Here is a 25,368-nt window from a genome sequence, read left to right on the forward strand (position 1 = left end):
AAGGGACAGTTCAATTTGAACTGTCCCTTTTGTCACCTTTCTCCTCCTAAATTCATACTTTAAAAACAGGTAAGATGGCCTAACGAGTTTGGAGGTAGGAGAATGGCTTTACATGTTGGAGAATTAGTGGAACGATATTCTCATAATAGGGATATCCTTTTTCGTATTATAGAAATAAAAGGCGAGATAGCTATATTGTTTGGAGAGGAAATTAGATTAGTGGCAGATGCGCCACTTGAAGATTTAATTAGTATAGATCAACGAGAACATAAAAAGAGAGCAAAGCGTGAGAAAGAAACAATGGAGCGGACGTATCGTTTGTTTCAACAAGATTACGTATTAATGAAACAAAGGCATGAACACACTTCAACTGGTGGATATACAAGTGAAGTGAATTATTTTCAAATGCCAGGGCGTGTCTTGCATATAGATGGAGACCCGTTATATTTGCGCAAGTGCCTAGATTTATATAATAAAATTGGTGTTCCTGTACAAGGTATTCATTGTAAAGAAACGGAGATGCATGAAAAGGTAGTAGATTTAATAGATCATTTTCGTCCGGACATTTTAGTTATTACAGGGCACGATGCGTATACAAAATCAAAAGGCGTAAAGGGAGATTTAGCAGCCTATAGGCATTCAAGGCATTTTGTACAGGCTGTTCGAGAAGTGCGAAAAAAATATCCATCATTGGATCAACTCGTTATTTTTGCTGGGGCATGTCAATCACACTTTGAAGCATTAATCCGAGCAGGTGCTAATTTTGCTAGTTCCCCATCTAGAATTAATATTCACGCACTAGATCCTGTATATGTGGTTGGCAAAATTAGTTTTACGTCATTTATGGAAAGGGTTAATGTATGGGATGTTGTACGTAATACGATTACTGGTGAAAAGGGGCTTGGCGGGATTGAGACGAGGGGGATTTTACGAACTGGATTACCTTTTCAACATTATGAAGAATAAGCAAGGTACATATGTATCTTGCTTTTTTATTTGGAGAGGATTTAAATCAGTTTGGATAAAAAGAGACAAGAACGCACAGACTACATAATGATACTTTTACAATATAGTATTTCTTCTATCTATTCGAACGCATGATGCTTTTATAATGATATTGTCTGTGAGTTGCGGTTAATAATTGGGATAGATATATCGTGTTTTAAGTGTTCAATCTAAATTACAGCGAGGTGTAACGAAGTATATGTCAAAACGTTTAGATGAAATTAAAAGCGAATTAGATCACCATCTTGGACAGAGACTGATGTTAAAGGCGAACAGTGGGAGAAGAAAAACTGTAGAACAATCGGGTGTACTTGCAGAAACGTACCGTTCTGTTTTTGTTGTACAACTGGATCAACAAGAAGATGCGTTACAACGTGTATCGTATAGTTATGCGGATGTTTTAACAGAGACAGTAGAGTTAACATTTTATGGTGAACCTCATAATGAAGTGATTTTATAATTCATGTATCGTTACATATATTCCCACAAATGAAAAGCTATATTATTTTGCATACTAATGATACCGTAGCAAAATAAGGAGGGACTCTGCATTGAGTAGACGAAGAGGTGTCATGTCGAATCAATTTAAAGAAGAGCTTGCAAAAGAGTTGGGCTTTTATGATGTTGTTCAGAAAGAAGGATGGGGCGGAATTCGTGCGAAAGATGCTGGTAACATGGTGAAACGTGCTATAGAAATTGCAGAACAGCAATTAATGAAACAAAACCAGTAGTTGTAAGATACTTTCTATGCTACGGTAGCCGAGGAGTGATTCCTCGGCTTTTTGTACTATAAAAGGTGCCATCATTTTACATAAGTAGTTTCATTCTGAATGCTTTTCGTTATAATTAGGGAAGTGTCATCGTCTTACTATAAATTTATGGTAAAATAAACGATAAAAGATTGAGTACATAGAGTGGGTGAATAGATTGAAGCTACTAGTGAAAGCACCAGCAAAGATTAATCTGTCGTTAGATGTACTGGGAAAAAGACAAGACGGATATCATGAAGTGAAAATGATTATGACAACAATTGATTTAGCGGATCGTTTAGAACTAATGGAATTAGCAGAAGACCGTATTGAAATTTTATCCCATAATCGGTATGTCCCAGACGACCAAAGAAATCTGGCTTATCAAGCAGCGAAATTATTAAAAGAGAAGTTTAATGTGAAAAAAGGTGTATCTATTACTATTGAAAAAACGATTCCAGTAGCAGCTGGATTAGCGGGTGGAAGTAGTGATGCAGCAGCGACATTACGTGGTCTTAATAAATTATGGAATTTAGGGCTTACAATTGATCAGTTAGCAGAGCTTGGCGCAGAAATTGGGTCAGACGTATCGTTTTGCGTATATGGTGGGACAGCAATTGCCACTGGAAGAGGGGAGCAGATTGAGCACATAAAAACTCCACCTTCTTGTTGGGTTATTTTAGCAAAACCCCATATTGGTGTATCTACTGCTGATGTGTATGGAAATTTAAAGTTAAATCGAGTTACACATCCAAATGTAGATAAAATGGTGGATGTCATAAATGCTGGAGACTACAAAGGGATTTGTGATACTGTCGGTAACGTTTTAGAAGATGTAACGTTTGCGATGCATCCTGAAGTTGCACGTATTAAGGCACAGATGAAGCGATTTGGAGCAGATGCCGTATTAATGAGTGGTAGTGGTCCAACTGTATTCGGTCTTGTGCACCATGATTCGCGAATGCATCGTATATATAACGGATTAAAAGGATTTTGTGAACAAGTATACGCAGTACGTTTATTAGGAGAGCGAGAAACGCTTGAATAAAGACGTATAATACGTTATGATTTGTTTAGAATATTCGTGATTTGAGGTGAGAGTATGAAAATTAGACGAAGTACAAGATTGGTCGATATGACTTATTATTTGTTACAAAACCCTCGTCAGCTAGTTTCTCTCACTTTTTTTGCTGAAAGGTATCAATCAGCTAAGTCTTCTATTAGTGAAGATTTAGTTATTATTAAGCAAACGTTTGAACAACAAGGGGTCGGCACATTGCAAACGATACCAGGAGCAGCAGGAGGAGTGAAATATATACCATATATAAGTGAAGAAGAGGCAGATTTAATTATTGGTGAGCTGTGTAGCTTATTTGAAAATCCAGATCGTATTTTGCCTGGTGGTTACTTATATATGACAGATCTTTTAAGTAATCCTCGTCATATTAATGGCGCAGGTCGTTTGTTTGCTTCTGTTTTTGCTAGGCAACCAATTGATGCAGTTATGACGGTGGCAACGAAGGGGATCCCACTTGCATATGCAGTGGCGAACTACTTAGATGTACCGGTAGTGATTGCAAGAAAAGATAATAAGGTAACAGAAGGCCCCACTGTTAGTATTAACTATGTATCAGGTTCTTCTAAGCGAATTCAAACAATGACGTTAGCGAAGCGTAGCCTTCCAGAAGGATCCAATGTTTTAATTATTGATGACTTCATGAAAGCTGGCGGAACCATTCAAGGTATGATGAGTATGTTAGAAGAGTTTAAAGCTAATGTTGTTGGTATTGGTGTATTAGTAGAGTCTACGGATATTGAAGAAAGACTAATTAATAATTTTGTATCATTAATTCGTCTATCGGAAGTTGATGTGAAAGAAAAAGCAATTCAAGTGGAAAAGGGAAATTATTCACTGGCACCATTTGATGAAGGGCTTGTAGAGGCTGAGTAAAAAGGTAAAGCAAATAGCTTTATCTTTTTTTATTCTATTTATAAGTTATAAAATAGATGGACAAACTGCTTTTCGTGCACTATTTTTAAAGAGTAAAAATAAATAATAAAAGGGTGAAAAGTATGAAAGTTGTTCAAACAAACAATGCACCACAAGCGATTGGACCATATTCACAAGGGATTATTGTAAATAATATGTTTTACAGTTCAGGACAAATTCCGTTGACTGCAAGTGGAGAGCTTGTAGCAGGAGACGTAACAGTACAAACAGAGCAAGTATTTCAAAATTTACAAGCAGTATTAGAAGAAGCAGGTGCTTCATTTGATACGGTAGTAAAAACAACAGTATTCTTAAAAGACATGGATGATTTTAATGCTGTTAATGAAGTATATGGATCTTATTTCTCTGCTCATAAGCCAGCTCGTTCTTGCGTACAAGTAGCAAAATTACCGAAAGATGTTTCAGTTGAAATTGAAGTAATTGCCCTAGTTAAGTAATTCTTTGTAAGCGATAACCTCCACTAATCTCTATATTCAATTACACTAAAAATTTTTATCTTAAAAATTTTTAAAAAATTAAAGGGAAAATAGAAATTTTGTGGAATTTATACAAATATATCGCTTATTTAGAAAAGGGTGGTGAACACAAGATGGAAGTGACTGACGTAAGATTACGCCGCGTAAACACAGAAGGCCGCATGAGAGCAATTGCCTCTATTACTCTAGACCATGAATTTGTTGTTCATGATATTCGTGTAATTGATGGTAATAATGGATTATTTGTAGCAATGCCAAGTAAACGTACTCCAGATGGAGAATTCCGTGACATTGCACATCCAATTAATTCTGGTACACGCTCTAAAATTCAAGATGCGGTTTTAACAGAGTATCATCGTTTAGGCGAGTTAGAAGAGGTTGAGTTTGAAGAAGCGGGTGCTTCGTAAAATTCGAATGAAAAGGGCTTTTTAAAGGAAGCCCTATAATTTTGCAACAAACTCCTGTAAGCATTTACAGGGGTTTGTTTTTTTGTGTTTATATATATATATATCGTTTAGAAAATTCCGAATTAAATAAAATAAAGAGGGGAACTTCTAATTTTTTCAAAATCATTTTAAATAGTATAGCTTATTTCTTAAAAAAGATACTAAAGAGTAAAACATCTTATAAGAATTATGGTAAAATTTAATAGTTAAAATGTGTTTCTTGAAATATATGATGATTTAGGATAATATCGTTAATGGATAAATAGGTTGCGATGGAGGGTCTATATGTCAAACAGATTTGCAGTGATTCTAGCGGCAGGTAAAGGCACACGTATGAAGTCTAAGCTATACAAGGTGCTTCATCCTGTATGTGGAAAACCTATGGTACAACATGTTGTCGATCAAGTATCTCAATTAGGATTGCAGAAACTTGTAACAGTCGTAGGACATGGTGCTGAAATGGTACAAGAACAGCTAGGAAACGTAAGTGAGTTTGCATTACAAGCAGAACAACTTGGTACAGCGCATGCTGTAGATCAAGCTGCAAGTGTACTTGCAAACGAAGAAGGAACAACTTTAGTTATTTGTGGTGATACACCGCTAATAACTGCTGAAACGATGGAAGCATTACTTCAGCAACATAAAGAAGCAGGGGCAATGGCAACGGTATTAACAGCTTACATAGAAGAACCTGCTGGATATGGTCGTATCGTTCGTAATGAGAATGGTCATGTTGAAAAGATTGTTGAGCATAAGGATGCAAATGAGAAAGAATTAGCTATTAAAGAAATCAATACAGGTACGTATTGTTTTGATAATAAAGCTTTATTCGCTTCACTTTCTAAAGTTTCAAATGATAACGTACAAGGTGAATATTACCTGCCAGATGTTATTGAAATTTTAAAAAATGAAGGTCATATTGTATCAGCTTATCAAACAGAGCACTTCGATGAAACGTTAGGTGTTAACGACAGAGTCGCTCTATCGCAAGCGGAAATTATTATGAAAAACCGTATCAACCGAAAGAACATGGTAAATGGTGTTACTATTATTGATCCAAGTAACACGTATATTTCTGCTGATGCAATTATCGGTAGTGATACAGTTCTTCATCCAGGAACAATTATTGAGGGGAACACTGTAATTGGTTCTGATTGTGAGATTGGACCGCATACAGTAATTCGCGATAGTGAAATTGGAGATCGTACGACAATTCGTCAATCTACTGTACATGATAGTAAGCTTGGTACAGAAGTATCGGTTGGCCCATTTGCACATATTCGCCCAGATTCAGTTATTGGAGATGAAGTACGCGTTGGAAACTTCGTGGAAATCAAAAAAACTGTTTTTGGTAATAGAAGTAAAGCTTCACACTTAAGTTATATCGGGGATGCACAAGTTGGAGAAGACGTGAATCTTGGTTGTGGTTCAATTACGGTGAACTATGACGGTAAGAATAAATTCAAAACTGTGATTGGTAACGGGGTATTTATTGGATGTAATTCAAACCTTGTTGCTCCTGTAACAGTTGAAGACGGTGCTTATGTGGCAGCAGGCTCTACAATTACAGAGAATGTTCCATCAAAAGCATTGTCTGTAGCACGTGCACGTCAAGTTAACAAAGAAGACTATGTTGATCAATTGCTGAATAAGAAAAAATCATAATGTGGAGGGTTAATCTAGATGTCGACTCAATATCTAAATTCTAATTTGAAAGTATTCTCTTTAAACTCTAATAAGGAACTTGCTGAGCAAATTGCAAAGCATATTGGAGTAGGACTAGGAAAATGTTCTGTTGATCGTTTTAGTGATGGAGAAGTTCAAATTAACATTGAAGAAAGTATCCGTGGTTGCGATGTATTCATTATTCAATCTACAAGCTTCCCAGTAAACGAACATATCATGGAATTACTTATTATGATCGATGCATTAAAGCGTGCATCTGCAAAAACAATTAATATTGTTATTCCTTACTATGGTTATGCGCGTCAAGACCGTAAAGCGCGTTCTCGTGAACCAATTACATCGAAACTTGTAGCAAACTTGCTTGAAACAGCAGGTGCAACTCGTGTAATCACTCTAGATTTACATGCTCCACAAATTCAAGGGTTCTTTGATATCCCAATCGACCACCTAATGGGTGTACCGATTCTTTCAGATTACTTTGAAACAAAAGGTCTTAAAGATATCGTAATCGTGTCACCTGACCACGGTGGAGTAACTCGTGCTAGAAAAATGGCAGATCGCCTAAAAGCACCAATCGCTATTATTGATAAGCGTCGTCCTCGTCCGAACGTATCTGAGGTAATGAACATTATCGGTAATATTGAAGGTAAAACAGCAATTTTAATTGATGACATCATTGATACAGCTGGTACAATTACATTAGCAGCAAACGCTCTTGTTGAGAACGGTGCTTCTGAAGTATATGCTTGCTGTACACACCCAGTATTATCTGGTCCAGCAATTGAGCGTATCCAAAACTCAAATATTAAAGAGTTAGTTGTAACGAACTCTATCGTATTACCAGAAGAGAAGAAAATCGACAAAGTACATGAACTTTCAGTTGCTCCGCTAATCGGAGAAGCAATCATTCGTGTATACGAAGAAGAATCTGTAAGTGTATTATTCAATTAATTGGATAGAATGAGACGTAACCAAGATTGGTTACGTCTTTTCGTATCGAAAAAAGAAAGTAGTGGTACAAGAATGAAATTGATAGTAGGACTTGGGAACCCAGGTAGAGAATATGAATTAACAAGGCATAATATTGGATTTATGGCGATTGATGAACTTGCAAAGCGTTGGAATATTTCTTTGAACGAACAAAAGTTTAAAGGAGTATTTGGTGCAGGATTTGTTAATGGAGAAAAAGTAATCTTATTAAAGCCACTTACATATATGAATTTATCTGGGGAAAGTATTCGTCCGTTAATGGATTACTATAAAATTGATGTAGAGGACTTCGTTGTTCTGTACGATGATTTAGACATCCCTGTAGGTAAATTACGCCTTCGTATGAAAGGCAGTGCGGGTGGACATAATGGTGTGAAATCAACAATTTCACATTTAGGAACACAAGAGTTTCAACGTATCCGCATGGGAATCGATCGTCCGAAAAATGGAATGAAGGTAGTAGATTACGTATTAGGACGTTTTACATCAGAAGAGATTCCTGATGTAAATCATTCTATTGAAAAAGCAGCAGATGCATGTGAAGAGTGGTTAAATAAACCTTTTCTTCAAATTATGAATACTTTCAATAGTTAAGGGTACAATTGGGAATATTTTATTTTGTTTTTACCCATACTAGCAGTAATTGGATTTTTAGGAGGCTAGTATGGAAGGGTATTATTATTGCAGACATTGCGGGAGTAATGTAGGCTCCGTTACCGCAGAAAAAGTATATAGCGACGTTTTATTTCAACTAACAGAGCAAGAAGTAGTAGAGATGATTCATTTTCATGAGAATGGAAATATATATATAAAAACGATTTGTGAATTGTGTCAAGAAACGCTCGCATCTTATCCTGAGTATTATGAATATGAAAAATTTCTGCAATAAAATGTTGTCGCTTTGGCATGTCCAAAGCATTTTTCTGTTTTCTTTTTCCAAAATATTTGCATAAAATATAGTGGCTTGCTCTTTATGTTGAGAGGGGTTTTGAAAATGATAGGTTTATTAGAGCAATTTTATAAAAATGAAGAGATCCAATCGGTCATTAATGGATTAGAAGATGGTTTAAAAGAGCAACTTGTATCAGGTATGGCAACCTCTTCTCGTTCGTTATTAATGGCGGCCTTATATAAAAAAACAAAAAAATCACAACTTATTGTGACGCATAATTTATATCAAGCACAAAAAGTACATGAAGATTTAGTGGCGTTACTTGGTGAAAAGGATGTATGGCTATATCCAGTAAATGAATTGATAGCATCAGAACTTGGTGTTGCAAGTCCAGAATTGAAGGCGCAACGTATTGAAGTGTTAAATCGCTTAGCTGCAGGAGAACATGGGATTATTGTAGCACCAGTTGCAGGACTACGCAGATTTTTACCAATGAAAGAGTTGTGGAAGCAAAGGCAAATCGAAATCAATCTAGGGCAAGAGATTGATTTAGATACATTCTTGCATACTTTACATCATATCGGCTATGAGCGTAAGTCTATGGTAGAAGCTCCTGGAGAATTTAGTTTACGCGGGGGAATATTAGATATTTATCCACTAACTGAAGAGCTACCATTTCGTATTGAATTTTTCGATACAGAAGTTGATTCTATTCGATTATTTGATGTGGATGAACAGCGCTCTCAAGATAAAAAAGAAAGTGTTAGATTTGGTCCAGCAACAGAGTTTTTATTTTCGCAGGAAGAATTGAAATCGGGAATTAAGCATCTTGAAGAAGGCCTGACTAAGACGATGCAAAAACTTTCTGATGATAAGTTGAAGACTACAGTGCTTGAGACGGTAAGTCATGAAATTGAGATGTTAAAAAACGGGCAAAGTATAGAACAGATGTTTAAATATTTATCTATTTTCTATAACGAACCTGCTAGTCTGATAGATTATTTACCAGAAGATGGTGTTGTGATTTTAGATGAGATTTCACGTATTCAAGAAACAGCATCACATCTTGAAACAGAAGAGGCGGAATGGTATATATCCCTTCTTGGTGAGGGAACAATTATTCAAGATTTAACTTTCTCTCATTCGTTTGAAGAATTTCTTCATCATAAAAAAAGAAGCTTTGTATATTTAACGTTATTCTTACGTCATATAGCACATACACATCCACAAAACATTGTGAATGTGACATGTAAAACAATGCAAGATTTCCATGGGCAGATGCAGTTGTTGAAAACTGAAATTGATAGATGGAACGAAGGGCATTTTACGACTGTTGTGCTAGGTACAGATGATGAACGTGTGAAAAAACTACAACATATTTTAAGTGATTATGATATTGAGGCAGATATTGTAGAGGGCACAGATATATTGTTGCCTGGAAGGTTACAAATTGCTGTAGGTGATTTGCATGCAGGATTTGAAATGCCGATGCAAAAGCTTGTGGTCATTACTGAAAAAGAGCTTTTTCATAAGAAAGTTAAAAAATCACAACGTAAGCAAAAGTTATCGAATGCTGAACGTATTAAAAGTTATTCGGAATTAAAAGTTGGGGATTATGTAGTTCATGTAAATCATGGTATAGGTAAATTCTTAGGTATTGAGACATTAGAGATTAACGGTGTTCATAAAGATTATCTAAACATTAAATATCAAGGTAATGATAAGTTATACGTTCCAATTGAACAAATTGACCAAGTGCAAAAATATGTAGGATCTGAAGGTAAGGATCCGAAAGTTTATAAACTGGGTGGAAATGATTGGAAGAAGGTCAAAACGAAAGTTGAAAAATCTGTACAAGACATTGCGGATGACCTAATTAAACTATATGCTGAGCGCGAAGCTTCAAAGGGTTATGCATATACACCAGATACAGCAGAACAGCAAGAATTTGAGTCGTCTTTCCCGTATCAAGAGACAGAGGATCAATTGCGTTCTATTGAAGAGATTAAAAAGGATATGGAACGCGGACGTCCAATGGATAGGCTTCTTTGTGGTGATGTAGGATATGGAAAGACGGAAGTAGCTATTCGTGCAGCGTTTAAAGCAATTATGGATGAAAAACAAGTTGCAATTTTAGTGCCGACAACGATCCTTGCACAACAACACTATGAAACAATTCGAGAGCGTTTTCAAGATTATCCAATCAATATAGGGTTATTAAGTAGATTTCGTACGAGAAAGCAGCAAAATGAAACCATTAAAGGTTTAAAAGATGGCACGGTAGATATTGTAATCGGAACGCATCGTATTTTATCTAAAGATGTTACTTATAAAGATTTAGGTCTTCTCATTATTGATGAAGAACAAAGATTTGGCGTAACGCATAAAGAAAAAATTAAACAATTAAAAGCAAATGTTGACGTATTAACATTAACGGCAACTCCGATTCCACGTACGCTTCATATGTCTATGCTTGGTGTGCGTGATTTATCTGTTATTGAGACGCCGCCGGAAAATCGTTTCCCAGTTCAAACATATGTAGTAGAGTATAATCCAGCGTTAATGCGAGAAGCGATAGAACGCGAACTTGCAAGAGGTGGGCAAGTTTACTTCCTATATAATCGTGTGGAGGATATTGAACGAAAAGCAGATGAAATTTCGATGTTGGTTCCAGATGCGCGTGTAACTTATGCGCACGGTAAAATGAACGAGAGTGAATTAGAGTCTGTTATGCTATCGTTTTTAGAAGGACAGCATGATGTTCTTGTAAGTACAACGATTATTGAGACGGGTGTAGATATTCCAAATGTAAATACATTAATTGTATTTGATGCAGATCGTATGGGATTATCGCAGTTGTATCAGCTTCGTGGGCGTGTTGGACGTTCTAATCGTGTTGCATATGCTTACTTTGCATACAAACGGGATAAAGTGTTATCGGAAGTTGCGGAGAAGCGCCTGCAAGCCATTAAGGAGTTCACAGAGCTTGGATCTGGTTTCAAAATTGCGATGCGAGATTTATCAATTCGTGGTGCTGGTAACTTGTTAGGAGCCGAACAACATGGATTTATTGATTCTGTCGGATTTGATTTATATTCTCAAATGTTAAAAGATGCAATTGAACAGCGTAGAGGAACAGACGGAGTTGAAAATACAGTTAATGTTGAAATTGATTTAGAAGTAGATGCATATTTACCGGATGCTTATATTTCTGATAGTAAACAAAAAATTATGATGTATAAACAGTTTAGAGGTGTTTCTGCAATTGAGGATATTGAAGAGTTGCAGGAAGAGATGATAGATAGATTTGGTGATTACCCGCAAGAAGTTGGTTACTTATTGCAAATCGCAAATATTAAAGTATTAGCAATGAAAGAACAAATTGAATTAATTAAGCAAAATAAATTTGAAGTAACAATTCTGTTCTCAGAACAAGCGAGTCAAAACATTGATGGCGGAAAATTATTCATGCTTGGAAATAGTTTTGGACGAATGATCGGTCTAGGAATGGAAGGATCACAATTGAAAATCGTCATGAAAACAAATGGCTTAGAGACATCGAAGTGGTTAACAATTGCTGAAAATTTATTAAAAGGCTTGCCAGATGTAAAAAAAGAAGTCATAAATGCCTAATATTAGATAAAAAAATGCAATTCGACGTGCATAGAAGAACTAATGTGTAAAATACTATGTCTAACAGTTGGTGATTTTTACATGAACAGGTAAATTCACCACTTTCATCATCAGTAGAAAGTGAGGCAGCATTAGAATGAAAGCAACTGGAATCGTACGTCGAATTGATGATTTAGGTAGGGTAGTAATCCCGAAGGAAATTCGTAGAACTTTACGTATTCGAGAAGGGGACCCACTAGAAATATTTGTAGATCGCGATGGAGAAGTAATTTTAAAGAAATATTCTCCAATTAGCGAGCTAGGTGATTTTGCAAAAGAATATGCAGATGCTTTATATGATAGCTTAGGACATAATGTGCTTGTATGTGATCGAGATTCTATTATCGCAGTATCAGGTGTATCAAAAAAAGAATACTTAAATAAAAGCGTTGGCGATCTAATTGAAAAAACGATGGAAGAAAGAAAGTCTGTTATTATGACGGACGAAAGTGATATTTCCATTATTGATGGTGTAACAGAAAAGGTTCATTCTTATACAGTTGGGCCGATTGTTGCAAATGGAGACCCAATTGGGGCTGTCATTATTTTTTCAAAAGAAGCGATTATAAGCGAAATAGAGCACAAGGCGGTCAATACTGCTGCCAGTTTCTTAGCGAAACAAATGGAACAGTAAAGGTGTATGATTTTAGAAGTAGCAATCTTTCCTAATTATGATATTTCTTCTTGAGAAATCAATTATTTGGAGATATATGTATATTGAATGAAGGTAGCGCTTTGCTACCTTTTTTCATTGAATATTTCTAACGTTGCACGAACGTATTCTTACTTGTGTAGGTAAGGAAGCTTGTCCTTTTCTTTATGATATAATACGAGGGGTGAGAATAGAAAAAGGAGTTTTCTTGCATGGAATCGAAGAAGTATCAAGCCTTTTGGCGTGGGGCTATTATATTAACAATCGCAAGTTTTGTTACAAAGGTATTAAGCGCCTTTTACCGTATTCCATATCAAAATATAGCGGGTGACGTTGGTTTTTATATTTACCAACAAATTTATCCATTTTATGGATTTTGTTTAATTTTAGCTACTTATGGGTTCCCTATTATAATTTCAAAAATGGTTGCGGAACGATTAGAGCGAGGGAAAAAACAAGAAGCAGAGGAAATTATTTGTGTATCTTTTTGGTTTTTATTAGGGATTGGTTTCATAGGATTTTTTACATTGTTCTTTGGTGCCGAAGCAATTGCGATAGCTATGGGCGATATACACTTAGATAAGCTATTACGCGTTATTTCCTTTTCATTCATATTGATGCCGTTTTTATCTGTAGCAAGAGGATATTTCCAGGGATTCAATAATATGATGCCAACAGCTGTTTCGCAAGTGATAGAACAAACGATTCGTGTTTCTATTATTGTATTTTTATCTCTATTCCTAATTGCTCACGAATTTGATTTATATACAGTTGGTGCAGGTGCTATGCTCGGTTCAATCGCAGGTGGATTGATTGGGATTATCGTACTTATACTTTATATGCGTCATGACTTTCGTTCTATATTCTTCAAAAGTGTAAAGAGGATTAAAGGGAAAAAGAAGATTATAAAAATCCTGTTTTGGCAGGGGTTAGCGATTTGTGTTAGTAACTTAGTGCTTATTTTTATACAAATGGCTGATTCTATTTCTTTCTATTCTCTACTTATTGGAGCGGGAGAGCCAGTTGAAAGTGCAAAGGTGTTAAAAGGTGTTTATGACAGAAGTATCCCGCTTATGCAATTGGGTACTGTCGTGACAACTTCCTTCTCGTTGTCGCTTATTCCAATTATTACAGCAGCGAAGGAAAGAGGGGATCTTACCTTTATTCGAGAAAAGGTAAGGTTAGCGATGAAAATAACATTTGTTATCGGATTTGCAGCAGCCATTGGATTAACTTGTATTATCCAACCTACGAATATTATGTTGTTTGAAAATAGTGATGGGTCAGATGTTTTATCTATTTTATCTTTATCTATTTTATTTAGTTCATTGTCGATTACAACTGCTTCTATTTTGCAAGGGTTAGGACAAACATTAAAACCAGCAATATTCGTTATATTTGGCGGTTGTTTAAAGTTAGCTTTAAATTATATATTAATGCCATATTTTAGTGTGAAGGGAGCTGCAATTGCGACGCTAGTTGCGTTAATTGTAATTTCTATACTAAATAGTGTATTACTTATGCGAGCTGTATCCGAATCGCTTATCGACAAACGGAATATGTTAGGTATAGTTATTAGTGGTATCGGTATGGGATTTGTACTAATAATGTTTATGCGTGTATTGCAAATGTCTGGATTAGTAATGGATACAAGTCATAGAGGTGTTGCAACACTTGAGGCGTTGTTAGGTGTAGCCATCGGCGGATTGGCATATATGTTTTTCATTTTAAAATTACGTGTATTTACAAAAGCAGAAATAGGAACCGTTATGAAAAAAGAGAAAAAAGAAGGTTCATTGAAGAAGAGTGGATAGAGGTGACAGGTTGTGAGTGGAATCATTACTATTTTAGGATTAGGTGCTGGTGAATTAGATCAGTTAACGATGGGTGTATATCGAAAAATAAAAGAAGCAGATCACATGTTTGTTAGAACGAAGGAACATCCCGTTATAGAAGAGTTAGAGAAAGAAGGTATACGATATACTGCTTTTGACAATGTATATGAAGCACATGATACATTTGAAATTGTATATGAAACAATTGCGAATACATTGCTAAAACAAGCTGAAGGTGCAGAAATCATCTATGCTGTTCCAGGGCATCCACTTGTAGCGGAAAGAACGGTTCAGCTACTATTGGAAAAAAGTGAAGTAGCGAATATTGAAGTGCGAATTGAAGGTGGGCAAAGTTTCCTTGATCCTATGTTTGCAAGTCTTAAGATTGATCCGATTGAAGGATTCCAATTAATTGACGCTACATCATTTGAAAGAGGACAATTAGAATTACGTCAACACTTAATCTTTTGCCAGGTATATGACGCATTCGTTGCATCAGATGTGAAATTAACATTAATGGAGATGCTGCCAGATGATTATGAAGTGTATATCGTAACAGCTGCAGGGACTTCATTTGAGCAAGTGAAGAAGGTGCCGTTGTACATGTTAGATCATGAAACGGAGTTGAATAATTTAACGAGTGTGTACATACCACCAGTTCAGGAACGTGCATCCTTGTATCAACAGTTTGATGTGCTTAGAGAAATTATTGCAGATCTTCGTGGCCCGAATGGCTGTCCATGGGATAAAAAGCAAACACATCAATCTTTAAAGAAATATTTAATTGAGGAAGCTTATGAAGTATTAGAAGCAATTGATGAAGAGGATGATGATCACTTAGTAGAAGAACTGGGTGATGTATTATTACAAGTTATGCTTCATGCCCAAATCGGAGAGGACGAAGGTTGGTTCTCTATAGATGATATTATTCGAACTTTATCTGAGAAAATGGTTCGTCGTCATCCGCATGTATTTGGGAATACGGATGTAAATAATGCCGATGAAGTAATTGCCAATTGGGAAGAAATTAAAAAACAAGAAAAAGGGTTTGTAAAAGAATCTGTTTTAAATGGGGTTCCAAAAAGTTTGCCGCAGTTACTACGCGCTTATGAAATCCAGAAAAAAGCTGGTAAGGTTGGTTTCGATTGGGTTGATGTACAGCCGATGATAGAGAAAGCCTTAGAAGAATGGCAAGAGTTCCAACAAGAAGTTACAAACATGGATGAGGCGAAGATGTTAAGTGAATTTGGCGATTTACTATTTGCGTTTGTTAATATAGCTCGTCATTATAAAATAGATCCAGAAGAAGCGTTACGTTCAACAAATGAGAAATTCGTCAGTCGTTTTTTATACATGGAAGCAAAGGTAGCTGAAATGAAGAAAGAGATGCAAGATTTATCATTAGAGCAGTTAGATATTTTCTGGGAAGAGGCAAAACAAACAGAGCGTTAATAGGGGGATTTAATATGCGTCTAGATAAGTTTTTAAAAGTATCACGTTTAATTAAAAGAAGAACATTGGCGAAAGAAGTAGCTGATCAAGGAAGAATATCCATTAATGGTCAAGTGGCAAAAGCAAGTTCAGATGTAAAAGTAGCTGATGAATTAACAATTCGTTTTGGTCAAAAAATAGTAACTGTAAAAATAAATGAATTGAAAGAAACGACTAAAAAAGAAGATGCAGCAAATATGTATAGCTTAGTTCGTGAAGAAAAAGTAAAGGCCGAAGAAGGCTTGTTCTAAAATTGATTATCCCTTCATACATTACTATTAGCTAGTATAAATGTATGGGGGGATTTACGTGAATAATGGTTACTCACCTATGTCTTCTAATCAACAAAATGTTTCTGTAGAGCATGATATTATTATGCGTGGCAGACGTGTAATTGATATTACCGGTGTAAAGCAGGTAGAGAGTTTTGATAGCGAAGAGTTTTTACTTGAGACTGTAATGGGCTTTTTAACAATTCGCGGTCAAAATTTGCAAATGAAAAATTTAGATGTAGAAAAAGGTGTTGTATCGATTAAAGGGAAAGTTCATGAAATGCTGTATATTGATGAGAATCAAGGGGAGAAAACTAAAGGCTTCTTTAGTAAGTTGTTTAAATGAGTCTAACAATTCAGTTGTATACGATGCTCTCAATGATCGGAATGGGTGCTTGGATTGGAGCGTCTTTAGATACATACCAACGATTTTTAAAACGTCAAGAACGTAAGCGTTGGATTGTATTTATACATGATATACTATTTTGGATTGTCCAAGCATTATTCGTTTTTTACGTATTACTTCTTGTAAATGAAGCTGAACTACGTATATATGTATTTTTAGCATTATTATGTGGTTTTGCGGCATATCAAAGCATGTTGAAAGCAATATACATGAGACTGTTAAATTTTCTCATCTATATTTTTGTGCAAACAACACACTTTTTTGTTCAAATTATACAGCTACTCATGATAAAACCTGTTATTATTATAGCGCAGCTATTTATTGCATTTATATTATTCTTATTTCGTATACTGCTTTCAATTGGACATGTGTTATGGAAAATGGTGATTTGGATATTACTTTTCATATGGAAAGTTTTTTTCTGGCCTGTTCGATTTATTGCTTCGCTCATATGGAAACTTCTCCCTAATCGTGTTAAACTTTTTATAATGAAGCATGTAGGGTTCCTGCAATATATAGCAAAATTGAAGGGACATATCTTCCAATTATGGGAGCGTATAAAAAAGAAGTTAGGGGGACCTCGGAAATGAGGGAACTGAGACAAAGAACAATCGAAAAACAGAGTCCAAATCCTGTTAAAGAGCATATAATACAAACGGATGAGAACAGGAAGCGACTTTATCGCCGTTTAGCGGTTTTTCTTGTCTTTGCTTTTACAATTATTGCGAGTATTAGTGTAACGTTTTATCAACAAAACAGTTCCATTAAAGCAAAAGAAGCAAAAGTTAAGGACATGAAAAAAGAACTGGATTCATTAACGAACAAAGAAAAGAGTCTAAAAGACGAAGTTCAAAAGTTAAATGATGAAGAGTACGTATTAAAGATTGCTAGAAGGGATTATTTCTTCTCTGGAAAAGGGGAGATAATTTTTCCTGTTTCTAAGTAGAGTATGTCTTATTGACACTATATTTTAGGATTATATATAATAAAGTAAAATTTGACTTTTTAACCACTAAGGAGGAGCATTTTTTTTATGTCAATCGAGGTAGGCAGCAAGTTACAGGGTAAAGTAACAGGTATTACAAATTTTGGGGCTTTTGTGGAGCTGCCAGAAGGCTTAACGGGTCTTGTTCATATTAGTGAAGTTGCTGATAATTATGTGAAAGATATTAACGATCACTTAAAAGTGGGCGACCAAGTAGAAGTAAAAGTTATTAACGTTGAAAAAGATGGTAAGATTGGTCTATCTATTAAAAAAGCGAAAGAGCGTGAAAAAACAGAAGGAGATCGTCCACGTGGTGAATACCAACGCGGTGGTGATCAACAACGTTCTGGACGTCCACAACGTAATCGTTCTTTCAACAGAGATAACCGTGGTGGCGGTAACGACCGTGCTCCAAAAGAAACATTCGAGCAAAAGATGGCACGTTTCTTAAAGGATAGCGAAGATCGTTTAACTTCTTTAAAGCGTAACACTGAATCTAAACGTGGTGGCCGTGGCGCACGTCGCGGATAATAAGAACGTTTAATTCTTAGAATATAGAGAGGTGCCCAGGGCGATTGCTCAGGGTGCTTTTTTATATGTGAAAATATATTTTTAAAAAAGTTTTCAAGATGTGTTGACTTTAAATTATATCTGAGGTAAGATACTAATTGTCCGTTAAATAAGACGACATGGCGGTGTAGCTCAGCTGGCTAGAGCGTACGGTTCATACCCGTGAGGTCGGGGGTTCGATCCCCTCCGCCGCTATATTTAATTTAACGGCCCGTTGGTCAAGTGGTTAAGACACCGCCCTTTCACGGCGGTAACACGGGTTCGAATCCCGTACGGGTCATCTAAAAAGATCATGCAAATGCGCATGATCTTTTTTTGTTAAATAAATTAAGACATACAACACTTCTACAAAATCACCCTATATTTTCTGAATGTTCGATTAAAATATTAAAAATAAAATACATACTGTGTATATATGTAGAGTTATTTCGAATAAAAAGTCGAACGATTATAAAAGTGAAAACTGTTGTTTTGACAAAAATCCCAATAATCATCTTTTATAATGACAGTAATTAAACTATGCAGGTGGTGTTAAAAATATGCCTAAAGCAGGAAGGAATACTATGAATACAAGTGCATTGGCAATGAATGAAGGTCAGCTTGGAGGAGTAAAGTGGACGAGTAAGTTGCGAATGAAGTTTGAGCAAGTTTTCTTTAGATGGGGATTCATTATTGTTGTTATTGGTTTTCTTTTGGGACGAGCATATATATTAACAAACATTTTACCGTTTGCACTACCGTTTTTTGCTGCTGTTTATGTTATGAAGCGGGATAAAATGCCGCTCGCATTCTTGGCCCTAATGGGGGGCGCACTTTCAGTTTCGATAGATAATTTATTCTTTACCTTTGCATCTATTTTTACTTTCTTCATTTATAATATCTTCTTTAGTCGGTTTACACGTAAAACTGTTGGACTTGTACCATTCCAAGTATTTATCTCCGCATTAACTGCACATTTAGTTGTCGTATATTTTGCACAACAAACTGTTACCATGTACGATTTACTCGTTAGTACGATTGAGGCAGGGCTTAGCTTCGTATTAACTATGATATTTTTACAAAGTGTCCCGCTTTTAGTAGAAAGAAAAGGGAAACAACAAGCGTTAGAGACAGAAGAAATTGTTTGTTTAATTATATTACTAGCATCTGTTTTAACTGGTACAACAGATTGGTTCATATATGACGCTTCTATTCAACATATTTTTACTAGGTATTTAGTGCTTGTGTTTGCGTTTATCGCAGGAGCGGCTACAGGATCTACAGTAGGGGTCGTCACTGGGTTAATATTAAGCTTAGCAAATGTCTCTAGTTTGTCCCAACTTAGTCTGCTTGCCTTTTCTGGATTGCTTGGTGGTTTGTTAAAAGAAGGGAAACGCTTAGGTGTTAGTTTAGGTTTATTAATTGGGACAAGCTTGATTACGCTATATGTAGACAAGCAAACAAACATTGTGACAACTTTAATTGAATCTGGTGTGGCGATTGCTTTCTTTTTATTAACACCGAAACTTGTTATGGATCGTATTGCTAAATTTATGCCAGGCACACAGGAGCATTCGCAAGATCAACAACAGTATTTAAGAAGAATGCGTGATGTTACAGCGAATAAAATCAATCAATTTGCCAATGTATTTGCTGCTTTATCTAATAGCTTTTCTGTATATGGATATGTGGAGGAGGAAGATAAAGAGACGGAGGCAGATTTGTTCTTAAGTACAATTACTGCAAAAACATGTCAAACATGCTTTAAAAAGGACCAATGCTGGGTAGTTAATTTCGATAAAACGTATGATTATATGAAACAAATAATGAGTGAAACGGAAGAAGGAACTCTGCAGCATAATCGGAAGTTAGTTCGTGAATGGGACAAGCATTGCGTAAGAGGCAAGAAAGTGACGGATTTAGTAGCGGGTGAATTAGATCACTTCTATGAGGGACAAAAATTACGAAAACAAATGAAAGAAAATCGTAGAATAGTAGCGGAGCAATTGTTAGGTGTATCAAAAGTTATGGAGGATTTTGCTAAGGAGATACAAAGAGAAAGGGAAAATCATCAAGTACAGGAAGAACAGATTCTGCAAGCGTTTCGTGATTTTGGTGTAGAAATAGAGCATGTTGATATTTATTGTTTAGATAGAGGAAGTATTGATATTGAAATGTTGATTCCAGTTGCATCTAATGAACATGGAGAGTGTGAAAAATTAGTTGCACCAATGCTTTCTGATATCCTGAAGGAAAACATAGTTGTGAAACATGAAGAAAAATCTTCTTATCCGAATGGGCACAGTTTAATATCATTTGGTTCAGCAAAAACGTATTCCCTTGATACCGGCTTGGCCACAGCCGCGAAAGGCGGTGGGTTTGTTTCGGGTGATTCTTATGCGATGATGGATTTAAGTGTTGGGAAATATGCCCTTGCAATTAGTGATGGTATGGGAAATGGGCAAAGAGCTCATATGGAGAGTAAAGAAACAGTGAAATTATTACAAAAAATACTTCAGTCAGGCATTGATGAGGAGATAGCGATTAAATCTATTAACTCTATTCTCTCTTTAAGAACAACAGAAGAGATGTTTACAACATTAGACTTAGCTATGGTAGATTTACGGGATGCGAGTGCGAAGTTTTTAAAGATTGGATCGACGCCGAGTTTTGTTAAACGCGCAAATAATATTTTAAAAATTGAAGCAAGTAATTTACCAATGGGAATTATCGAGGATGTTGAAGTTGATGTAGTGGGTGAGCAATTAAAAACAGGTGATATTCTTATTATGATGAGTGATGGGATTTTTGAGGGCGCGCAGCATGTGGAGAATCATGAGTTATGGATGAAGCGGAAAATTAAAGAGTTACAAACTGAAGATCCGCAAGAAATTGCTGATATCATTATGGAAGAGGTGATTCGATCTGGCGATGGTTATATAAATGATGATATGACTATTGTAGTAGCGAAAGTGAAGAAAAATATGCCGAAGTGGGCTACCATTCCAATTGTAGGAATGCAAGCGCAATAAAGTGAAACTTGAAGTGTAATGTTTCTTTCTAAAAACCTAGGTGAATACCTAGGTTTTTTTGCTTTAAAAGATAATGTTATTATTTTTGTGAATATATACGGATGATGTAAGATAAAAATGTAATTTTTGTATATCTTTTTTTTGCACAATGTTTGTAAAAGTTGTACCATTATAAACAAGGTAACTAACGTTGCTGTTCTTGTTTAATGAAAGGTGATTACGAAGTTGAAAGATACATTTGTTGAAAAGGTAGATGACTTTGTAAAGCAGCATGATGTATTAAAGGAACGCTCAACAATTGTTGTAGGGGTTTCTGGTGGTCCTGACTCTTTGGCTCTTCTATATTATTTGTTAGAAAAAAGAGCAACAAAACAGTTTGAAATTGTAGTGGCGCATGTGGATCACATGTTTAGAGGTGATGAATCTCATGAGGACCTACAGTTTGTGCAGGACCTTTGTAAAGGACTGGGAGTTATTTGCGAAACGATAAGAATTAATGTGTCGCAATATCAACAGCAATACGGGATGAATGCACAGGTTGCTGCTAGAGAATGCAGATATGCATTTTTGGAAAGAATAATGAAGAAATATGATGCGAGATATGTAGCCCTTGGACATCATGGTGATGACCAAGTAGAGACGATTTTAATGCGTCTTGTACGAGGGAGTACTCCGAAAGGATATGCAGGAATTGCAGTGAAGCGTCCTTTTCATAATGGATATTTAATTAGGCCGTTACTTGGAGTAACAAAGGAAGAAATTGTTGATTACTGTAATAAGCTGAAAATAATTCCTCGTATAGATCCAAGTAATAAAAAGGAAGTATATACAAGGAATCGATTACGTAAATACGTTCTTCCTCATTTGAAAGAAGAAAACCCACAAGTGCATGAGAAATTCCAAAAATTTAGCATGCAGATGCAAGAGGATGAGGCGTATTTGCAGGAATTAGCTTTTGAGAAAATGAATAAAGTAATTACAAAAAAAAGTGATAAACAAATTAGCTTATCAATTCCTGCCTTTGAATCCATGTCTATGCCTTTACAAAGAAGAGGGATTCAACTAATATTAAACTATCTTTATGAATATAAGATTCCATCTTCTCTTTCCTCTATACATATTGACAAAGTGATTGAGTTTTTTAAGCGGACACAACCTTCGGGTTCACTTGATTTCCCAGGTGATTTGAAAATTGTTCGCGCATATGAGGAGTGTAGCTTTGGATTTAAACAAGAAATTGTTTCTCCTTTCTTACAAGATTTATCAGTTCCCGGAACAATTACGCTATCGAACGGGGATAAACTTGTAACAGAGGTGAGCGAAGATATACCAAGTGACATGAATGAAACAGTATTTGTTGCTAAGTATAATGATATATCATATCCACTTCGTATTCGGTCTAGAGAAAATGGAGATCGCATGTCAATACAAGGTATGAATGGCACTAAAAAGATAAAAGCTATTTTTATCGAAGCAAAAGTACCAAGAGAAAAAAGAGAAGAATGGCCGGTCGTTTGTGATGCAAGTGGGAATGTTATTTGGTTACCCTTGTTGAAGCGATCTGCATTTGCTATCTCGAAAGAGACAGCAAAGAAGGATAAATATATGATTATTCACTACAAAAGCAAGGAGTCTTCCGGGAGGATAATGAAATGATGAATCAAGATATCGAAAAAGTATTAATTTCTGAAGAGCAAATACAAGAAAAGGTGCTCGAATTAGGCGCAATTATTGCAGAGGACTATAAAAACACAGTACCTCTTGCGATTGGTGTACTAAAGGGTGCAATGCCATTTATGGCAGATTTATTAAAGAGAACAGATACATATCTTGAAATGGATTTTATGGCTGTATCTAGTTACGGTCACTCAACTGTTTCAACAGGCGAAGTGAAAATTTTAAAAGACCTTGATACTTCTGTAGAAGGTCGCGATATTTTAATCGTTGAAGATATTATTGATAGCGGTCTTACACTAAGTTACTTAGTAGACCTATTTAAATATCGTAAAGCGAAGTCTGTAAAAATCGTTACGTTATTAGATAAACCAACAGGCCGTAAGGTAGATTTGAAAGCGGATTATGTTGGATTTACTGTACCGCATGAATTTGTTGTAGGATATGGATTAGATTATAAAGAGCAGTACCGTAATCTTCCTTATGTAGGAGTATTAAAACCAAGCGTTTACTCAAATTAATTAAATACAGGCGTCACAATTGTATAGGAAAGTTTTTCTATGTTACGATTTACTATAGTGTTTATGCCGTGAGAGGAGGTTAGGAATGAATCGTATCTTCCGTAATACCATCTTTTATTTACTGATATTCCTAGTAGTAATTGGAATCGTGAGCTATTTTAATGGTTCGACACAAAAAACGACATCAGTTAGCTACGATAAATTCATTACTAAACTAGAAAAAGGTGAAGTGCGTAATGTGCAGCTTCAACCGAAAAATGGTGTGTTTGAAGTAAAAGGACAATTTAATAACTCTAGCCAGGGAGAACAATTTGTTACTTATGCACCAAATACTGAGGAATTACAAAAGAAAATTAATGATAAAGCGCAAGGTGCTGAAGTTAAGTATCAACCAGCAGAAGAAACAAGTGCTTGGGTAACCTTCTTTACTTCTATCATCCCGTTTGTCATTATCTTCATTTTATTCTTCTTCTTATTAAACCAAGCTCAGGGCGGCGGTAGCCGTGTTATGAACTTCGGGAAAAGTAAGGCGAAGTTATATAATGACGAAAAGAAAAAAGTTCGTTTCAGAGATGTTGCTGGAGCAGATGAAGAGAAACAAGAGCTTGTTGAGGTAGTTGAATTCTTGAAAGATCCTCGTAAGTTTGCTGAAGTTGGTGCCCGTATTCCGAAGGGTGTTCTATTAGTGGGACCTCCAGGTACAGGTAAAACTTTACTAGCACGTGCCGTTGCGGGTGAGGCAGGCGTTCCGTTCTTCTCTATCAGTGGTTCTGATTTCGTAGAGATGTTCGTCGGTGTCGGTGCATCACGTGTACGTGATTTATTCGAAAACGCAAAGAAAAATGCTCCTTGCATCATTTTCATTGATGAAATTGATGCGGTAGGACGTCAACGTGGCGCTGGTCTTGGTGGTGGCCATGATGAGCGTGAACAAACGTTAAACCAATTGCTTGTTGAAATGGATGGATTCGGTGCCAACGAAGGTATTATTATCATTGCTGCGACAAACCGTCCTGATATTCTTGACCCAGCATTATTACGTCCAGGTCGTTTTGACCGTCAAATTACAGTAGATCGTCCAGATGTAAATGGCCGTGAAGCTGTACTGAAAGTGCATGCTCGTAATAAACCGCTTGATGAGAATATCAACTTAAGAGCAATTGCAACTCGTACACCAGGATTCTCTGGTGCCGATCTTGAAAACTTATTAAACGAAGCTGCTTTAGTAGCTGCGCGTCAAGATAAGAAGAAAATTGATATGAGTGACATTGATGAAGCGACGGATCGTGTTATTGCAGGTCCGGCTAAGAAAAGTCGTGTTATCTCTGAAAAAGAACGTAATATCGTTGCTTTCCATGAAGCGGGCCACACTGTAATTGGTGTTGTCCTTGATGAAGCTGATGTCGTTCATAAAGTAACAATTGTCCCTCGTGGTCAAGCTGGTGGATATGCAGTAATGCTTCCAAAAGAAGATCGTTACTTCATGACAAAACCAGAGTTACTTGATAAAATCACTGGTTTACTTGGTGGTCGAGTAGCTGAAGAGATTGTATTTGGTGAAGTAAGTACAGGTGCTCATAATGACTTCCAACGTGCGACTGGTATTGCAAGACGTATGGTAACGGAATTTGGTATGAGTGATAAGCTTGGACCAATGCAATTTGGTAGCTCACAAGGTGGTCAAGTGTTCTTAGGAAGAGACTTCCATTCAGAACAAAACTATAGCGATGCGATTGCACACGAAATCGATATGGAAATGCAAACGATTATGAAAGAATGTTATGCTCGTGCAAAACAAATTCTTACTGACAATCGTGATAAACTAGATCTTATTGCGAAAACGTTACTTGAAGTAGAAACGTTAGATGCAGAGCAAATCAATCATTTATGTGACTATGGCAGATTGCCAGAACGTTCAACATCTTCAGCTGATGTGAAAGTAAACATCAACATGAAGAAGGACGATGAAGAATCAGAAGATAAGTAAGAAGAGATGAAGGAGTGACGATAGTCACTCCTTTTTT

At 36.1% G+C, this 25,368-nt stretch carries 24 protein-coding genes and 2 tRNA genes; all 26 read left to right on the forward strand.

Annotated elements, in window-relative coordinates; genetic code table 11:
• Positions 1 to 102 precede the first annotated feature (102 nt).
• The 26 genes from yabG (at position 103) to ftsH (ending at position 25,331) form a co-directional block, all read left to right on the forward strand.
• The gene (gene yabG, locus PQF83_RS27360; protein ID WP_001173738.1) at positions 103 to 966 is read left to right on the forward strand and encodes a sporulation peptidase YabG; all 864 of its coding nucleotides are present in this window, start codon (positions 103 to 105) and stop codon (positions 964 to 966) included.
• 238 nt (positions 967 to 1,204) lie between these two features.
• Positions 1,205 to 1,465 (forward strand): biofilm formation stimulator Veg, encoded by a 261-nt coding sequence (veg, locus tag PQF83_RS27365; RefSeq protein WP_000044349.1) that lies wholly within the window; start codon positions 1,205 to 1,207, stop codon positions 1,463 to 1,465.
• A 91-nt stretch (positions 1,466 to 1,556) separates the two neighbouring features.
• Positions 1,557 to 1,736, forward strand: coding sequence for an acid-soluble spore protein SspF (gene sspF / locus PQF83_RS27370; protein ID WP_001985066.1), 180 nt, complete (start codon positions 1,557 to 1,559; stop codon positions 1,734 to 1,736).
• Positions 1,737 to 1,932: 196 nt separating this feature from the next.
• Entirely contained in the window at positions 1,933 to 2,802 is an 870-nt protein-coding gene (ispE, locus tag PQF83_RS27375; RefSeq protein ID WP_000772094.1) for a 4-(cytidine 5'-diphospho)-2-C-methyl-D-erythritol kinase, read from the forward strand.
• Between the two features lie 54 nt (positions 2,803 to 2,856).
• Positions 2,857 to 3,705, forward strand: coding sequence for a pur operon repressor (gene purR / locus PQF83_RS27380; protein WP_000702473.1), 849 nt, complete (start codon positions 2,857 to 2,859; stop codon positions 3,703 to 3,705).
• Positions 3,706 to 3,827: 122 nt separating this feature from the next.
• Positions 3,828 to 4,202: a RidA family protein gene (locus PQF83_RS27385; protein ID WP_000869808.1), complete on the forward strand. Its 375-nt coding sequence runs from the start codon at positions 3,828 to 3,830 to the stop codon at positions 4,200 to 4,202.
• 152 nt (positions 4,203 to 4,354) lie between these two features.
• A complete protein-coding gene (spoVG, locus tag PQF83_RS27390; protein ID WP_000454041.1) occupies positions 4,355 to 4,648 on the forward strand; it encodes a septation regulator SpoVG in 294 nt (97 codons plus the stop codon).
• 324 nt (positions 4,649 to 4,972) lie between these two features.
• Entirely contained in the window at positions 4,973 to 6,352 is a 1,380-nt protein-coding gene (glmU, locus tag PQF83_RS27395) for a bifunctional UDP-N-acetylglucosamine diphosphorylase/glucosamine-1-phosphate N-acetyltransferase GlmU (RefSeq protein ID WP_000071036.1), read from the forward strand.
• An 18-nt stretch (positions 6,353 to 6,370) separates the two neighbouring features.
• A complete protein-coding gene (locus tag PQF83_RS27400; RefSeq protein ID WP_000107420.1) occupies positions 6,371 to 7,324 on the forward strand; it encodes a ribose-phosphate diphosphokinase in 954 nt (317 codons plus the stop codon).
• 72 nt (positions 7,325 to 7,396) lie between these two features.
• Positions 7,397 to 7,957, forward strand: coding sequence for an aminoacyl-tRNA hydrolase (gene pth, locus PQF83_RS27405; RefSeq protein WP_001979768.1), 561 nt, complete (start codon positions 7,397 to 7,399; stop codon positions 7,955 to 7,957).
• A 70-nt stretch (positions 7,958 to 8,027) separates the two neighbouring features.
• A complete protein-coding gene (locus PQF83_RS27410) occupies positions 8,028 to 8,252 on the forward strand; it encodes an anti-sigma-F factor Fin (protein WP_000399440.1) in 225 nt (74 codons plus the stop codon).
• A 105-nt stretch (positions 8,253 to 8,357) separates the two neighbouring features.
• The gene (gene mfd, locus PQF83_RS27415) at positions 8,358 to 11,888 is read left to right on the forward strand and encodes a transcription-repair coupling factor (protein ID WP_000579713.1); all 3,531 of its coding nucleotides are present in this window, start codon (positions 8,358 to 8,360) and stop codon (positions 11,886 to 11,888) included.
• A 136-nt stretch (positions 11,889 to 12,024) separates the two neighbouring features.
• Positions 12,025 to 12,561: a stage V sporulation protein T gene (gene spoVT / locus PQF83_RS27420; protein WP_000648302.1), complete on the forward strand. Its 537-nt coding sequence runs from the start codon at positions 12,025 to 12,027 to the stop codon at positions 12,559 to 12,561.
• A gap of 230 nt (positions 12,562 to 12,791) precedes the next feature.
• Positions 12,792 to 14,393, forward strand: coding sequence for a putative polysaccharide biosynthesis protein (locus tag PQF83_RS27425; protein ID WP_000444156.1), 1,602 nt, complete (start codon positions 12,792 to 12,794; stop codon positions 14,391 to 14,393).
• 12 nt (positions 14,394 to 14,405) lie between these two features.
• Positions 14,406 to 15,866 carry a nucleoside triphosphate pyrophosphohydrolase gene (gene mazG, locus PQF83_RS27430; protein ID WP_000014266.1) on the forward strand — a complete coding sequence of 487 codons (1,461 nt, stop codon included), beginning with the start codon at positions 14,406 to 14,408 and terminating at the stop codon, positions 15,864 to 15,866.
• Between the two features lie 14 nt (positions 15,867 to 15,880).
• Positions 15,881 to 16,156, forward strand: a complete 276-nt coding sequence (locus PQF83_RS27435; protein WP_001234876.1) for an RNA-binding S4 domain-containing protein — start codon at positions 15,881 to 15,883, stop codon at positions 16,154 to 16,156.
• Positions 16,157 to 16,214: 58 nt separating this feature from the next.
• The gene (gene yabP, locus PQF83_RS27440; protein WP_001059101.1) at positions 16,215 to 16,523 is read left to right on the forward strand and encodes a sporulation protein YabP; all 309 of its coding nucleotides are present in this window, start codon (positions 16,215 to 16,217) and stop codon (positions 16,521 to 16,523) included.
• Positions 16,520 to 17,173 (forward strand): spore cortex biosynthesis protein YabQ, encoded by a 654-nt coding sequence (yabQ, locus tag PQF83_RS27445; RefSeq protein ID WP_000059762.1) that lies wholly within the window; start codon positions 16,520 to 16,522, stop codon positions 17,171 to 17,173. The genes yabP and yabQ overlap by 4 nt, the downstream gene beginning before the upstream one ends.
• On the forward strand, positions 17,170 to 17,529 hold the full coding sequence (divIC, locus tag PQF83_RS27450) for a cell division protein DivIC (RefSeq protein ID WP_001208736.1): 360 nt from the start codon (positions 17,170 to 17,172) through the stop codon (positions 17,527 to 17,529). Before yabQ ends, divIC begins: the two co-directional genes overlap by 4 nt.
• Positions 17,530 to 17,616: 87 nt before the next feature.
• Positions 17,617 to 18,099 carry a S1 domain-containing RNA-binding protein gene (locus tag PQF83_RS27455; RefSeq protein WP_000021452.1) on the forward strand — a complete coding sequence of 161 codons (483 nt, stop codon included), beginning with the start codon at positions 17,617 to 17,619 and terminating at the stop codon, positions 18,097 to 18,099.
• A 160-nt stretch (positions 18,100 to 18,259) separates the two neighbouring features.
• Positions 18,260 to 18,333 (forward strand) — tRNA-Met (locus tag PQF83_RS27460).
• Between the two features lie 13 nt (positions 18,334 to 18,346).
• A tRNA-Glu gene (locus PQF83_RS27465) sits at positions 18,347 to 18,418 on the forward strand.
• A gap of 259 nt (positions 18,419 to 18,677) precedes the next feature.
• A complete protein-coding gene (spoIIE, locus tag PQF83_RS27470) occupies positions 18,678 to 21,149 on the forward strand; it encodes a stage II sporulation protein E (protein WP_001123528.1) in 2,472 nt (823 codons plus the stop codon).
• Positions 21,150 to 21,374: 225 nt separating this feature from the next.
• Complete coding sequence (tilS, locus tag PQF83_RS27475; protein WP_000655453.1) at positions 21,375 to 22,805, forward strand: tRNA lysidine(34) synthetase TilS; 1,431 nt, start codon at positions 21,375 to 21,377, stop codon at positions 22,803 to 22,805.
• Positions 22,802 to 23,344: a hypoxanthine phosphoribosyltransferase gene (gene hpt, locus PQF83_RS27480; protein WP_000981838.1), complete on the forward strand. Its 543-nt coding sequence runs from the start codon at positions 22,802 to 22,804 to the stop codon at positions 23,342 to 23,344. The genes tilS and hpt overlap by 4 nt, the downstream gene beginning before the upstream one ends.
• 85 nt (positions 23,345 to 23,429) lie before the next feature.
• The gene (gene ftsH, locus PQF83_RS27485; protein ID WP_001079660.1) at positions 23,430 to 25,331 is read left to right on the forward strand and encodes an ATP-dependent zinc metalloprotease FtsH; all 1,902 of its coding nucleotides are present in this window, start codon (positions 23,430 to 23,432) and stop codon (positions 25,329 to 25,331) included.
• Positions 25,332 to 25,368 lie beyond the last annotated feature (37 nt).

The organism is Bacillus sp. FF-1 (genome assembly GCF_028548245.1).
GTDB lineage: Bacteria > Bacillota > Bacilli > Bacillales > Bacillaceae_G > Bacillus_A > Bacillus_A paranthracis.

Coding starts and splice junctions, on each gene's coding strand:
- yabG (WP_001173738.1), top strand. CDS start 103: ATGGCTTTACATGTTGGAGAATTAGTGGAACGATATTCTCATAATAGG.
- veg (WP_000044349.1), top strand. CDS start 1,205: ATGTCAAAACGTTTAGATGAAATTAAAAGCGAATTAGATCACCATCTT.
- purR (WP_000702473.1), top strand. CDS start 2,857: ATGAAAATTAGACGAAGTACAAGATTGGTCGATATGACTTATTATTTG.
- PQF83_RS27385 (WP_000869808.1), top strand. CDS start 3,828: ATGAAAGTTGTTCAAACAAACAATGCACCACAAGCGATTGGACCATAT.
- spoVG (WP_000454041.1), top strand. CDS start 4,355: ATGGAAGTGACTGACGTAAGATTACGCCGCGTAAACACAGAAGGCCGC.
- glmU (WP_000071036.1), top strand. CDS start 4,973: ATGTCAAACAGATTTGCAGTGATTCTAGCGGCAGGTAAAGGCACACGT.
- PQF83_RS27400 (WP_000107420.1), top strand. CDS start 6,371: ATGTCGACTCAATATCTAAATTCTAATTTGAAAGTATTCTCTTTAAAC.
- pth (WP_001979768.1), top strand. CDS start 7,397: ATGAAATTGATAGTAGGACTTGGGAACCCAGGTAGAGAATATGAATTA.
- PQF83_RS27410 (WP_000399440.1), top strand. CDS start 8,028: ATGGAAGGGTATTATTATTGCAGACATTGCGGGAGTAATGTAGGCTCC.
- mfd (WP_000579713.1), top strand. CDS start 8,358: ATGATAGGTTTATTAGAGCAATTTTATAAAAATGAAGAGATCCAATCG.
- spoVT (WP_000648302.1), top strand. CDS start 12,025: ATGAAAGCAACTGGAATCGTACGTCGAATTGATGATTTAGGTAGGGTA.
- PQF83_RS27425 (WP_000444156.1), top strand. CDS start 12,792: ATGGAATCGAAGAAGTATCAAGCCTTTTGGCGTGGGGCTATTATATTA.
- PQF83_RS27435 (WP_001234876.1), top strand. CDS start 15,881: ATGCGTCTAGATAAGTTTTTAAAAGTATCACGTTTAATTAAAAGAAGA.
- yabQ (WP_000059762.1), top strand. CDS start 16,520: ATGAGTCTAACAATTCAGTTGTATACGATGCTCTCAATGATCGGAATG.
- divIC (WP_001208736.1), top strand. CDS start 17,170: ATGAGGGAACTGAGACAAAGAACAATCGAAAAACAGAGTCCAAATCCT.
- PQF83_RS27455 (WP_000021452.1), top strand. CDS start 17,617: ATGTCAATCGAGGTAGGCAGCAAGTTACAGGGTAAAGTAACAGGTATT.
- spoIIE (WP_001123528.1), top strand. CDS start 18,678: ATGCCTAAAGCAGGAAGGAATACTATGAATACAAGTGCATTGGCAATG.
- hpt (WP_000981838.1), top strand. CDS start 22,802: ATGATGAATCAAGATATCGAAAAAGTATTAATTTCTGAAGAGCAAATA.
- ftsH (WP_001079660.1), top strand. CDS start 23,430: ATGAATCGTATCTTCCGTAATACCATCTTTTATTTACTGATATTCCTA.